Genomic DNA, 12,497 nt, shown 5'->3' with positions numbered 1-12,497 from the left:
AGGGGGATGAGGCGGACCTTGGTGAAGTGGCGGGGTTTGTCCGCGCCGTCGGCGATCGGCGCGGATCAATCGTACGGTCGGTCGCGATGATCCATGTCGTCCACCATCCCGATTATGTCACCCCGGCGCCCGCCCGGTCGACCTATCGCTGGAACAAGAATGGGCTCATCCGCGATCTGCTGCGCGCGCATGGCAGCGCGGTTGCCTGGCACGAGCCGCGCGCGACGCCGCGTGAATGGCTCGAGGCGGTCCATGAGCCGGACTATGTCGCCGAGGTTCTCGAAGCCCGCGTGCCGCCCTTGAAGGAACGCAGGATCGGCTTTCCGGTCAGCGCCGCCGTTGCCCGCCGCGCCGCGATCGTTCCCGACGGCACCTGGGTCGCTGCGGTGCTTGCGCTGCGCCACGGCTTTGCCGCCAACACCGCGGGCGGCAGTCACCATGCGCTTGCCGATACGGGTGCGGGCTATTGCGTGTTCAACGATCTCGCCGTTGCTGCGGTCCGCTTGATCGAGGAGGGCAGTGTCGAGCGGGGCTTGGTGGTCGATTGCGACGTCCATCAGGGCGATGGCACAGCCGCGCTGCTCGCGGGCCGGCCGGGAATCGCCACCTATTCGATCCATGCGGACAAGAATTTTCCGGTGCGAAAAGCGCAGTCGACGCTCGACGTACCGCTGCCTGACGGCGTCGACGATGACCAGTATCTGGCGACGCTGGAAGAGACGCTGGTCCCGTTGCTCGATTCCTTTGGCGCAAACTTGATCCTGTATCAGGCTGGGGTGGATCCCTTTGCAGGAGACCGGCTCGGCCGGCTGTCGCTGACGCTCGACGGACTGGTACGACGCGAACGCCTGATCGCGCGGCTGGCGATCGAGCGCGGCATCCCGCTCGCGAGCACCGTCGGCGGCGGCTATGGCGACGATGCGCTCGCCATTGCCGAGCGCCATGTCACTGCGATCATGACACTTGGTGCGGCATTCGAGGATGCCAAGGGAACCGCAATGGCCTCCAAAGTGTAGCAGCAGGCGATGACAACACCCGTACTTCTCTGGCTTCGCCAGGACCTTCGCCTGCATGACCACCCGGCGCTCGTCGCCGCCACGCAGGAAGGGCCGGTGATCCCCGTCTATATCCTCGACGACGACGCGCCCGGCGACTGGGCAATCGGCGGTGCCCAGCGCTGGTGGCTCCATCACAGCCTCGAGGCGTTCGCCAAGTCGCTCGACAAGAAGGGCTCCCGCCTCATCCTGCGGCGGGGCGATGCGGTTGCGACGCTGCAGTCGCTGATGACGGAGACGGGCGCGGAGCGGGTGTTCGCGACACGCCAGTATGAGCCATGGTGGCGCAAGGCCGAGGATGCGCTCGGCGACGCGATCTGCCTCCATGATGGCAACCAGCTTGCCCGGGTCGAGAGCGTGACGACCGGAGCAGGCGGGCAGTTCCGCGTCTATTCGTCGTTCTGGAAAGCATTGTCGCAGATGATGCCGCCGCCGGAACCGGTGGCGATGCCGCGCAAGATCGATGCGCCGGAGAGGTGGCCGGAATCGGACGCACTGGAGAGCTGGGAGTTGTTGCCGACCAAGCCCGACTGGTCGGGTGGCTTTTCCGACTGGCGCCCCGGCGAGGATGCCGCGCGGAAGGCGGTGGCGCGGTTTGCGGACGTCGCCGACGATTACGACCACGACCGCAACATACCCTCGACCGAGGGGACGTCCCGGCTGTCGCCGCATCTTCATTTCGGCGAGATCAGTCCTCGCCAGGTCTGGCATGCCGTATCGGGACACGGCGACGGCGTCACGACGTTCCGCAAAGAGGTGGCGTGGCGGGATTTCACGCAAGGCGTGGTGCTGGCGCTGCCCGATTATGCCCGCCGCAACGGAAGGCCGGCGTTCGATGCGCTGCCATGGCGCACCGGCAAGGCGGCGGCGTCCGATCTGAAAGCCTGGCAGACCGGTCGGACGGGCTATCCGATCGTCGATGCAGGGATGCGGCAGCTCTGGGCGACGGGCTGGATGCACAATCGCGTCCGGATGATCACGGCGAGCTTCCTCGTCAAACATCTGCTGCTCGACTGGCGCGAGGGCGAACGCTGGTTCTGGGACTGTCTGGTCGATGCGGACTACGGCAACAATTCGGTCAACTGGCAATGGGTCTCGGGCACGGGGGTCGATTCGAACATGTTCGGCCGGATCATGGCGCCGCTGTCGCAGTCGGAAAAATTCGATGCGGGCGACTATATCCGCCAATGGGTGCCGGAGCTCGCCAAGGTTACGGGCGACGCGATCCATGACCCGGACGAGTCCGGATGCCGGCCGCGCGACTATCCCGCCAAGATCATCGGTCACCGCGAGGCACGCGAGCGCGCGCTGGAGGCCGGGCGCCACGCGCGCTGACGCCTTTTGGCACGCGCCTCTTTCCTAGGTGGCGACGCTGTTGCATGGAGCGCCGCGATGACCGCCGCCCATGCCTTTGACGACGCCGCCACAGGGCGCGCAACCAGCGCCGCACGCCTGACCGCGCCGATATTCCACCGCCTGCTCGACCGGATCGATGCAGGACTCGAGAGCGGCGGTATCGAGGCAAGCTTGCCAGACGGCACCCGCCGTTTGCTGGGAGGGCGTGCACCCGGGCCGATGCCGATCGTCACCGTCCATCGCTGGCGGGCATTGGTAAGGCTGGCAACGGCTGGATCGGTCGGCTGGTATGAAGGCTGGACCGCGGGCGACTGGTCCAGTCCCGATCCGGTCCCGCTCTTCGACCTGTTCATGCGCAACCGGACATCGCTCGGGAGGACGGCGCGATCCGGCGGGGTTGCGCGGCTCTCGGCTCGCGCGTGGCACTGGATGCGGCGCAATCACCGGACGGGATCACGGCGCAATATCGCCGCGCACTATGATCTGGGCAACGATTTCTACGAGACGTGGCTCGATCCCAGCCTGACCTATTCGAGCGCGTTGTTTGCCGAGCCGATCAGCGAGGCCGAACCGCTCGAGCATGCCCAGACGACGAAGCTCCAGGCGATTCTGGACAGGACGGGTACGCAGCCCGGCGATCGCATCCTCGAGATCGGCTGCGGCTGGGGGTCCTTCGCAGCCCTCGCCGCGCAGTCCGGTGTCGACGTCCATGGTCTCACCCTGTCGACCGAGCAGAAGCGACAGGTCGACGCGCGGATGGCCGAGGCGGGGCTGACCGGGGTGACCGTCTCGCTGACCGATTACCGCGACGTCGTCGGCACCTATGACGCGGTGGCCAGTATCGAAATGGTTGAGGCGGTGGGTGAGGCCTATTGGCCGGCCTATCTCGACGCTGTCGCGCGAGCGCTGAAACCCGGCGGCCGTGCCGTGCTTCAATATATCACGATCGACCATGCGATCTTCGATGCCTATTCGACGAGCGTCGATTTCATCCAGCGCTACGTGTTTCCCGGCGGCATGCTGCTGTCCGAGCCGCGGTTCCGCACTTTGGCGGAGGCGCGCGGGTTGACGTGGGAGGATCAACGCAGCTTCGGGCTGCACTATGCAGAGACATGCCGGCGTTGGCGGGCCGCGTTCGACGCCGCTGTCGCGCAGGGGCGCCTGCCGGCAAGGCTCGACGCGAAGTTCGTCGCGCTATGGCGCTATTACCTTATGTATTGCGAGGGCGGGTTCCGCGGTGGCGGTATCGACGTCGCACAGGTGACGCTGGTGAAGCGACGCTGATAGTCCGCCCCGCAAGGGGAGGGACTCAGGCCACGCGTTCGAAATGCCCGGGTGCGAACCCGTCGACAGCCAGCGCGACGATGCGGTCGGCGACGACCTGCGGATCCTTGACCGAGTTCGGATCCTCGCCCGGATAGGCACGCGCGCGCATCTTCGTGCGGGTCGCGCCGGGATCGACGATCGCGGTGCGGATGCCGCTGATCTCGGCCATCTCGTCCCCGTAAGCGCCGAGCAGCGTCTCGAACGCCGCCTTCGAGGCACCGTAGAGCCCCCAATAAGCGCGCGGCTTGCGGCCGACGCTCGACGTGACACCGATCACGCGCGCCGACTTCGCCTTTTTCAGCATCGGATCGAACGCGGCGATCATCGCCGCCTGCGCGCTGACGTTGAGCGTGAGGACCTGCGCCATTTCCTTCGGATCGATCGCCGGGACCGACGACAGCGATCCCAGCATGCCCGCATTCAGCACGAGGATGTCGAGCGCATCCCAGCGATCCCCGATCGCGCTGGCGAGCCGGCCGATCGCTTCGCTCTCGGCGAGGTCGAGCGGCGCGATCGTCGCGGAGCCGCCGGCGTCATGGATCGCCGTCTCGACCTCTTCGAGGCCGCCCGGCGTGCGCGCAGTCAGAACCACATGCGCGCCCTTTGCAGCGAGCGAGATCGCGGTGGCGGCGCCGATGCCGCGGCTTGCACCGGTGACCAGCGCAAGCCGGCCTTCGAGAGGCTTGTCGGTCATTCTAGCTCCAGGACTTGTCAGATGACGCGTTCGGCGAGCATCGCGAACTGATCGACCTCGGCACCTTCGTCGTGATCAGTCAGCGTGGTCGGGTAATCGCCGGTGAAGCAGGCATCGCAATATTTCGGACGAATATCCGCGCGCTTCGCCTCACCGAGCGCCTTGTACAGCCCGTCGATCGAGATGAAGTTAAGGCTGTCGGCGTGGATGAAGCCCGTCATGCCGCCCAGATCGAGCTTGGCTGCGAGCAGCTTGGCGCGCTCCGGCGTGTCGACGCCGTAGAAGCAGGAGTGGCGGGTCGGCGGGCTGGCGATGCGCATATGGACTTCGGCCGCGCCCGCCTCGCGCATCATCTGCACGATCTTGAGCGAGGTCGTGCCGCGGACGATCGAATCATCGACAAGGATGACGCGCTTGCCCTTGATCAGCGCACGGTTGGCGTTGTGCTTCAGCTTCACGCCGAGATGGCGGACCTTGTCGCCCGGCGAGATGAAGGTGCGACCGACATAATGCGAGCGGATGATCCCGAGCTCGAACGGAATCCCCGACTGCTGGGCATAGCCGATCGCCGCGGGTGTGCCCGAATCGGGGACCGGGATGACGAGATCGGCATCGACCGGCGATTCGATCGCGAGCTGCGCCCCGATCGCTTTCCGCACCGAATAGACCGAATGATCGTCGACGATCGAATCGGGGCGCGAGAAATAGACCCATTCGAAGATACACGGCCGCGCCGCCATCGGCGCGAACGGGCGGATCGAGCGGATCTCGGACCCCTGGACGATCACAAGTTCGCCCGGCTCGACCGCGCGGACGAAGGTTGCGCCAACGACGTCGAGCGCGACCGTTTCGGACGCAAAGATCACCGCGTCGCCTAGCTTGCCCATGACCAGCGGCCGGATGCCCAGCGGATCGCGGCAGGCGATCATGCCCTCGGGCGTCATCACGATGAGCGAATAGGCACCCTCGACCTGCTTCAACGCATCGATGAAGCGATCGAGCAGCGTGCGATAGTTCGAAGTCGCGACGAGATGGATGATCGTCTCGGTATCGCTGGTCGACTGGAAGATCGAACCGCGACGGACGAGTTCACGACGCAGCCGCATCGCGTTCGAGATATTGCCGTTATGCGCGATCGCGAAACCACCCGTCGACAGCTCGGCGTACAGCGGCTGCACGTTGCGGAGCGCGGTTTCGCCGGTCGTCGAATAGCGGACATGCCCGCAGGCGACCGTGCCCGGCAGTGCGCGAATCACGTCGTCGCGATCGAAGTTCCCGGCGACATGGCCCATTGCGCGGTGCGTATGGAAATGCGCCCCATCGAACGTCGTTATGCCGGCGGCTTCCTGGCCGCGATGCTGCAGCGCATGGAGGCCCAGGGCGACAAGCGCCGCCGCGCCGTCGGTGGCCGAGACGCCAAACACCCCGCATTCTTCACGGAGTTTGTCGTCATCATAAGGGTTTGTGGTCAGCATGCCGGGTCTCACGTCGTGCGGAGCATGCCCTATAGTCGCGGTTCACGCGTTTGTCGCCTCCTTGTAATAACATTGCGCAATGGGTTTGATCTCTCGCGTCGCTTCGCGCCCGCTTTCTGGTATGTCCCCGAGCATGACACACAGCCGCGACACGGGCCTGACGCTCGATCCGAAGTTCGACTCCTCCGGCCTGCTGACGGCGGTCGTCACCGACCGCGTGTCGGGCGATGTCTTGATGGTGGCGCACATGAATGCCGACGCGCTGGCGCAGACCCAGGCGACCGGAGAAGCGCATTTCTGGTCGCGGAGCCGGCAGGCCTTGTGGCGCAAGGGGGAGACGTCGGGCAATGTGCTGCGCGTCGCCGAACTCCGGATCGACTGCGACCAGGACGCGATATGGGTGATCGCCGATGCCGCGGGCCCGGCCTGTCACACCGGCGAACGTACCTGTTTTTTCCGGCGTATAGAGGGTGATGGCCTGGTGACCGCCGAATGAGCCACTGGCGTGGCGGGCTCATGCTCCTGCTGTCGCTGCTGGCCGGATGCGACGGTGCGTCGACCAGCATCACCAATACCGAAAGCACGCCCGGTTCGCGGCTCGAGTCGGCGGCGCGGAGCGCGGGTATCGTTGGTGATCCCGGTGCCGCGCTTCAGGGCTCCTGGGCGCGCGATACCGACCGGATCTGCATCATCGGGACCGAGCGGGTCAGCCGGATCGGCGTCAGCGTCGATTATGGCGAAGCTCAGAGCTGCGCTGCATCGGGGACAGTCGAGCGCTCCGGCGAGCGGCTGCAGATGACGTTCGGCAAATGCGCATTCGATGCGCGGTTCGACGGGGATCGCATCACGTTCCCCGCCGACATGCCCGAAGCGTGCGAAGCGCTGTGTGCGGGACGTGCCTCGCTTGCCGCGGTGACGGTCGATCGGTTGAGCGAGTCGCGGTCCGAGGCGGCCACGCTCCGCTCGAAGGCGGGCAAATTTCTCTGCCGAGATTGACGTTGACGTAAACGAGAGCTAAATGTTCCGGCATGGCGACCAGAGCATCCCCGGCAGAACGGGCATCTCCCGAATCCTATGCGGTGATCGAACCGCGGCATGATCGCGACCATTTCACGATATCGGATCTGTCGAGCGAGTTTGACGTGACCGCACGCGCGCTTCGCTTCTACGAAGACGAAGGGCTGATCGCGCCCGAGCGCCGCGGCACGCAGCGTATCTACTCGCACCGTGACCGTGCACGGCTCGCATGGATCCTGCGCGGCAAGCGTGTCGGCTTCAGCCTTGGCGAGATCCGCGAGATGATCGACCTTTACGACGTCGGCGACGGGCGTCGTGCGCAGCGTCAGGTCGTGATCGAGCGCAGCCAGTCGCGGATAGCACTCCTGACCGCGCAGAAGCGGGATATCGACGCCGCCATCGATGAGCTTACCAATTTCGTGGCCCTTCTCGAAGTCGGCCGCGCCAACGACCAGCAAGGATAGACCATGCCCCAATACACGCCCCCCGTCCGCGACACGCGCTTCGTCCTCGAACAGGTCGTCGGCCTCGACCGCTACAGCAACCTGCCGGGCTTCGATGCGGCATCCCCCGACGTCGTCGACGCGGTGCTGGAAGAGGGCGGCAAGTTCGTCGCCGAAGTGCTGTTCCCGCTCAACCTGTCGGGCGATCAGCAGGGCTGCACCCGCCACGAGGACGGCTCGGTCACGACGCCAGACGGCTTCAAGGAGGCGTACAAGCAGTATGTCGAGAGCGGCTGGGCGACGCTTGGCAACCAGCCGGAATATGGCGGGCAGGGGATGCCGCACGTCGTGTCGACGGCCTTCCAGGAGTACATGATCTCGTCGAACATGGCGTTCGCGATGTATCCCGGCCTGACGCATGGCGCGATCGCCGCGCTGGTCGCCAAGGGATCGGACGCGCAGAAGGCGATGTACGTGCCGAAGATGGTGTCGGGCGAATGGGGGGGCACGATGAACCTGACCGAGCCGCAGTGCGGCACCGATCTGGGCCTGATCCGCACCAGGGCCGAGCCGCAGGCGGACGGATCCTATGCGATCACCGGTACGAAGATCTTCATTTCGAGCGGCGAGCATGACCTGACCGAGAACATCATCCACCTCGTCCTTGCCAAGACGCCGGGCGCACCCGACAGCTCGAAGGGCATCTCGCTGTTCGTGGTGCCGAAGTTCCTCGTCAACGAAGACGGGTCGCTCGGCGATCGCAATGGCGTCACCTGCGGGTCGATCGAGCACAAGATGGGGATCCACGCCAACTCGACCTGCGTGATGAACTATGACTCGGCGACCGGCTGGCTGGTCGGCGAGGAGATGAAAGGCCTTGCCGCGATGTTCATCATGATGAACGCGGCGCGTTTGGGCGTCGGCCTTCAGGGGCTGGGCGTGGCCGAGGTCGCGTACCAAAATGCGGTGCAATATGCGCAGGACCGTCGCCAGGGCCGGGCGCTGACCGGGCCGAAGGAGCCGCAGGAGAAGGCCGACACGCTGTTCGTCCACCCCGACGTGCGTCGCATGCTGATGGAGGGGAAGGCGATGACCGAGGGGTTGCGCGCGCTGATCCTGTGGACCGCGCTGCAGGGCGATCTCGAGCATAACGCCGCGACCGAGGAAGAGCGTCAGCTGGCGGGCGACATGATCAGCCTGCTGACCCCGGTCATCAAGGGCTATGGCACCGACAAGGGCTATGAGATCGCGACCAACGCGCAGCAGGTCTATGGCGGTCATGGCTACATCGCCGAATGGGGCATGGAGCAATATGTCCGCGATGCGCGGATCGCGATGATCTACGAAGGCACCAACGGCGTGCAGGCGATGGATCTGGTCGGCCGCAAGCTGGCGCAAAACGGTGGTCGCGGGATCCAGGCGTTCTTCAAGCTGGTCGCGGACGACGTCGCTGCCGCGAAGGGCGACGCAGCCACCGCGGGCTTTGCCGAGGCGCTGGAAAAGGCGAACGGCCAGCTTCAGGCGGCGACGATGTGGTTCATGGCGAACGGCATGAAGAACCCCGAGAATGTCGGCGCCGGTGCGGTCAGCTACATGCATCTGATGGGGATCGTTGCAGTCGGCGCGATGTGGCTGCGGATGGCGGTTGCCGCGACGAAGCTGAAGGCGGCCGGTGAGGGCGAGGCGGCGTTCCTCGACGCCAAGCTGATCACCGCGCGTTTCTATGCCGAGCGGATCCTGCCGGACGCGGGCGCGCTGCGTCGCAAGATCGAGGGCGGCGCGGAGTCGCTGATGGCGCTGCCCCCGGAGATGTTCATGGCGGCGTGATCGCCATCCTCAAGGCGTGAAGGGCGCGGGCGTCGGGATATCTTCCCGCTGCCCGCGCCCTTTTTTTGTCCATGTCGCTCGGACAAAAAAAGGGGAGCCGTTGCCGGCTCCCCTGTCGCTCTATCGATGGTGGTCCGGTCAGAAGCTGACGCGGACACCGGCGTAATAGCGGCGGCCGAGCGGATCATAGGTGCCCGCATCGGTATCCTGGCCGGCCGACGCGCCGATATCGGCGAGGTATGGCGGCTTGTTGTTGAGCAGGTTGGACCCGCCGACATAGAATTCGAAGCCTTCGCCGGCCTGGAAGCGGAGCTGCGAGTCGAGGTAGAATTGCGGCTTCACGCGGTAGTCGGGGTTGCTGCCCGGGCGGGCGCCCGTCAGCTGGTCGTCGAGGCTTGCCTGGCTGATCCATGTGCCCGTCATCGTCAGTCCGACGCCGTCGATGTCGTATGACGCGTTCGTCGTGAAGCGATCCCGCGATGCGCCGATTTCGCCGGCGAAATAGTCGCGCTCCGAACCCGGCAGCGGCACCGTGAACCCGCTGATCAGGTGTGTGTAGGACACCTTCATGCCGAGCGTCCCGCCAAGGCCGAGGCTCTCGAGATTCTGGCGATAGGCGACGGTCGTGTCGATACCCGACGTCTTGATGCCGCCGCTGTTGAGCGGGCTGCTGTTGACCTCGTCGAGCGAACCGGCGCTGTTCGCACCCTGCGCGGCAGCGCGGCGCACCACCAGATTGCAGAAGTCCGAGTTTTCCGCGTTGTAGCACTGGTTGAGGATGAACTGCAGCGGCGTCGTGGTGATCGCACCCTTGATCCGGATGTTGAAGTAATCGACCGTCACGACCAGATTGCGCAGCGCATCGATCGACCGGGGGTTGACGACAACACCGGCGGTGAACGAGTCACCCTTCTCTTCCTGCAGGTCAGGATTGCCGCCGGCGAAGCTGGTGATGCCCTGACGATCCGCCTGCCCGATCGTGAACTGACCGTTCTGTGCGATGTTTGCGGCAACACCGGGGGCTGCGCGGCAGTTGACGGCGAGCGTGCCGGTCGCGGCCGCGGTCACGCCTGCGCAGGGGTCGACCAGACCGTTCGGGAAGTCCTGCTGGTTCGGCTGGAACAGCTCGTTAATGTTGGGGGCGCGAACCGAGCGTGCCTGCATCACGCGGAAGCGGACGTCCTCGATCGGCGCCCACTCGCCGCCGTAGTTATAGCTGTAGGTCGTTCCGATCGTCGAGTAGTTCGACACGCGGATCGCACCGCGCACCGACAGCGAATGGAAGAACGGGCGATCCTGGAGCAACGGCACGATCGTCTCGGCGAAACCTTCGATCAGGTCGAAGCTGCCGCGCGTGGACGGCAGTGCGTTGTTACCATTCAGGCCCTGCTGCGTGAGAAGATCGAACACGTTGCTGCTCGTCTCGCGACGATATTCGGTGCCGATGCTGACGCCGATCGGATCCGCGCCGAACAGCGAGAACAGCTTGCCCGAGACGTTCGCGCCGCCAACCGTCTGCGTGACCTTCGTCGACAACGTCGTCGGCACCGCGAGGTACGAGGCGGCTGGTGTGAGTGCGCCCGCACCGTAGATGTTCGCAGGAATGCAGCCGGCTGCGCGTGCGGCGGGATCGGCGCAGACGATCTGGCCACTCGTCGGATCGCGATACGCATTGAGCGCCTGGGTGAAGTTCAGGCTGTTATACTGGCCGTTGCCGGTCTGGTTCTCGACCGTCTGGCCGTAGATGCCATAAACCTCGTAGTTGAAGCGGTCCTCGAGGAACTTGCCGTTGGCGCCGCCCGCAAACCGGAACAGCTCTCGGCTCGACGAGCTCGTGCGCGGACCGAAGTCGTTGAGGCGACGATCGAAGCTGATGTCGCGAAGACCATCGCCATTCGTGTCGGTGGCAGCGTTGAAGATCGCATCCGGCACGAACGGATTGCGGTACTGAACACCACCAACGATGCTCTCGATCGCGATCTGGCCGTCATTGGGAATATCGACGAGGTCGGAGCTCAGCGGGAATGCCTCGATGACCGTCTTGACCTTCGTCTTGGCGTAGTTGCCCTCGACGAACAGGTTGAGCGCGGGCGAAACCTCGAAGTTCGCACGACCCGCAGCGGTGTAACGCTCAACCGGCACCGCAAGATAGCGGAAGTCCGAGCGATTAAATCCAGGCGCGTCGGGGCACGCGGCGCTTGAACATTCGAAGAGTGAACCATCGGGGTTGTAGCTGAAGCCGCGACGGTTGTCGCCGGTACCCGTGACATAGCGTCCCTGTGGCGCAAAGCCCGACAGCAGCGTGCTACGCGTAAACAGGTCGGCATCGTTGCCGGTGGTCAAGCCGAGGCTGCTCGAGTCCACCGCGCTCGAACCGGCCTCGGTCGAACGATCCTTCTTCAGGACGGTGCCCTGCTTAGAATAGCCGCCGAACAGCATAATGTTGCCGCGGCCGTCGGCAAAGTTTTTACCGACCAGCGCGTTGACCTGGCGATCGGCGCCATCGCCATATTGCGAAATGCCCATCTGGCCGTCGAGCTGGATGCCCTCGAACTTCGTCTTGTAGATCATGTTGACGACGCCCGCGACGGCGTCCGAGCCATAGACCGCGGACGCGCCGCCGGTCAGGACGTCGACGCGCTCGAGGAACTGCGTCGGAATCACGTTGAGATCGACCGCGCTGCTGCCCGGAAGGCCCGCGACGAAGCGGCGGCCGTTGACGAGGACCAGCGTGCGGTCGTCGCCGAGGTTGCGCAGATTGACCGTCGCTACGCCCGCGCCCTGCGTCGCGAAGCTCGAGTTGGTGCGGCTGACGCCCGGCGTGCCGAAGGCCGGATTCTGGAGCAGGACGTCCTGCACGTTGATCGCACCGGCCTGCTGGATCTGTTCGATGCCGACGCTCTGGAGCGGCGAGGCGGCGGTGGCCGACGGCGATGCGATGCGCGAGCCGGTCACGACGATCTCGCCTGCCGGCGCTTCTGCAGCACCCTGCGGGTTCTGGTCCGTCGCGGTCTGGGTCGGGGTTGCCGGCTCCAAAGCCTCTGCTTGAGCGGCTGCCTCGGGCGTGGCCGCAGGCGTCGCGGGCGCGGTTTGTGCGGCAGCGGGGAGCGTGGAAACCGCAACGAGGAGGCTCGTGGCGAGCAGGCTGCGACGATAGGCTGGGGTCATTTAATACTCTCGACTGAAACATTCCGACGAAGGGGCAAAGCCGCTGACCTTCGTCGATGCGCCGCCGTTAGGCCGCGCGGCGCGGCCCGATCCACCCGATTGAGACGAATCGGATCGTTTTTTTACAATGTGTTTC

The 12,497-nt window shown here is 65.3% G+C and carries 10 protein-coding genes; 7 read left to right on the top strand and 3 right to left on the bottom strand.

All coding sequences use genetic code 11. The features are described from left to right. Positions 1–86 precede the first annotated feature (86 nt). From GV027_RS02150 to GV027_RS02140, 3 genes are read left to right on the top strand one after another with little or no spacing between them, the layout of a single operon-like run. Positions 87–1,016 (top strand): histone deacetylase family protein, encoded by a 930-nt coding sequence (locus GV027_RS02150; protein ID WP_159512681.1) that lies wholly within the window; start codon positions 87–89, stop codon positions 1,014–1,016. A 9-nt stretch (positions 1,017–1,025) separates the two neighbouring features. Beyond that, the gene (locus GV027_RS02145; RefSeq protein WP_159510815.1) at positions 1,026–2,390 is read left to right on the top strand and encodes a cryptochrome/photolyase family protein; all 1,365 of its coding nucleotides are present in this window, start codon (positions 1,026–1,028) and stop codon (positions 2,388–2,390) included. A 57-nt stretch (positions 2,391–2,447) separates the two neighbouring features. Continuing rightward, entirely contained in the window at positions 2,448–3,695 is a 1,248-nt protein-coding gene (locus GV027_RS02140) for an SAM-dependent methyltransferase (RefSeq protein WP_159510814.1), read from the top strand. A 25-nt stretch (positions 3,696–3,720) separates the two neighbouring features. Here GV027_RS02140 and GV027_RS02135 read toward each other — a convergent pair whose 3' ends face one another. Further along, a complete protein-coding gene (locus GV027_RS02135) occupies positions 3,721–4,431 on the bottom strand; it encodes an SDR family NAD(P)-dependent oxidoreductase (protein WP_159510813.1) in 711 nt (236 codons plus the stop codon). Positions 4,432–4,448: 17 nt separating this feature from the next. Further along, entirely contained in the window at positions 4,449–5,906 is a 1,458-nt protein-coding gene (gene purF, locus GV027_RS02130; RefSeq protein ID WP_037527979.1) for an amidophosphoribosyltransferase, read from the bottom strand. A gap of 133 nt (positions 5,907–6,039) precedes the next feature. Between purF and hisI the strand changes: the two genes are divergently transcribed. The 4 genes from hisI to GV027_RS02110 are packed head-to-tail and all read left to right on the top strand — an operon-like array spanning position 6,040 to position 9,193. Further along, a complete protein-coding gene (gene hisI / locus GV027_RS02125; protein WP_031396541.1) occupies positions 6,040–6,402 on the top strand; it encodes a phosphoribosyl-AMP cyclohydrolase in 363 nt (120 codons plus the stop codon). Beyond that, positions 6,399–6,902 carry a hypothetical protein gene (locus tag GV027_RS02120; RefSeq protein ID WP_236559005.1) on the top strand — a complete coding sequence of 168 codons (504 nt, stop codon included), beginning with the start codon at positions 6,399–6,401 and terminating at the stop codon, positions 6,900–6,902. Before hisI ends, GV027_RS02120 begins: the two co-directional genes overlap by 4 nt. A 32-nt stretch (positions 6,903–6,934) precedes the next feature. Further along, positions 6,935–7,387: a MerR family transcriptional regulator gene (locus tag GV027_RS02115; RefSeq protein WP_031396539.1), complete on the top strand. Its 453-nt coding sequence runs from the start codon at positions 6,935–6,937 to the stop codon at positions 7,385–7,387. Between the two features lie 3 nt (positions 7,388–7,390). Continuing rightward, positions 7,391–9,193 (top strand): acyl-CoA dehydrogenase C-terminal domain-containing protein, encoded by a 1,803-nt coding sequence (locus tag GV027_RS02110; RefSeq protein ID WP_159510812.1) that lies wholly within the window; start codon positions 7,391–7,393, stop codon positions 9,191–9,193. A gap of 138 nt (positions 9,194–9,331) precedes the next feature. Here the strand turns inward: GV027_RS02110 and GV027_RS02105 are convergent, their stop codons facing one another. Then, positions 9,332–12,361 (bottom strand): TonB-dependent receptor plug domain-containing protein, encoded by a 3,030-nt coding sequence (locus tag GV027_RS02105; RefSeq protein ID WP_056675644.1) that lies wholly within the window; start codon positions 12,359–12,361, stop codon positions 9,332–9,334. Positions 12,362–12,497 lie beyond the last annotated feature (136 nt).

The sequence above is a fragment of the Sphingomonas sp. T1 genome (assembly GCF_902506585.1).
Taxonomy (GTDB): domain Bacteria; phylum Pseudomonadota; class Alphaproteobacteria; order Sphingomonadales; family Sphingomonadaceae; genus Sphingomonas; species Sphingomonas aerolata.
The sequence above is the reverse complement of the archived record's forward strand: the minus strand, read 5'-3'. Positions and strand labels throughout refer to the sequence as shown.

Excerpts from the sequence above, each read along its gene's own strand:
- GV027_RS02150 (WP_159512681.1), top strand. The coding sequence starts at position 87 with ATGATCCATGTCGTCCACCATCCCGATTATGTCACCCCGGCGCCCGCC.
- GV027_RS02145 (WP_159510815.1), top strand. The coding sequence starts at position 1,026 with ATGACAACACCCGTACTTCTCTGGCTTCGCCAGGACCTTCGCCTGCAT.
- GV027_RS02140 (WP_159510814.1), top strand. The coding sequence starts at position 2,448 with ATGACCGCCGCCCATGCCTTTGACGACGCCGCCACAGGGCGCGCAACC.
- GV027_RS02135 (WP_159510813.1), bottom strand. The coding sequence starts at position 4,431 with ATGACCGACAAGCCTCTCGAAGGCCGGCTTGCGCTGGTCACCGGTGCA.
- purF (WP_037527979.1), bottom strand. The coding sequence starts at position 5,906 with ATGCTGACCACAAACCCTTATGATGACGACAAACTCCGTGAAGAATGC.
- hisI (WP_031396541.1), top strand. The coding sequence starts at position 6,040 with ATGACACACAGCCGCGACACGGGCCTGACGCTCGATCCGAAGTTCGAC.
- GV027_RS02120 (WP_236559005.1), top strand. The coding sequence starts at position 6,399 with ATGAGCCACTGGCGTGGCGGGCTCATGCTCCTGCTGTCGCTGCTGGCC.
- GV027_RS02115 (WP_031396539.1), top strand. The coding sequence starts at position 6,935 with ATGGCGACCAGAGCATCCCCGGCAGAACGGGCATCTCCCGAATCCTAT.
- GV027_RS02110 (WP_159510812.1), top strand. The coding sequence starts at position 7,391 with ATGCCCCAATACACGCCCCCCGTCCGCGACACGCGCTTCGTCCTCGAA.
- GV027_RS02105 (WP_056675644.1), bottom strand. The coding sequence starts at position 12,361 with ATGACCCCAGCCTATCGTCGCAGCCTGCTCGCCACGAGCCTCCTCGTT.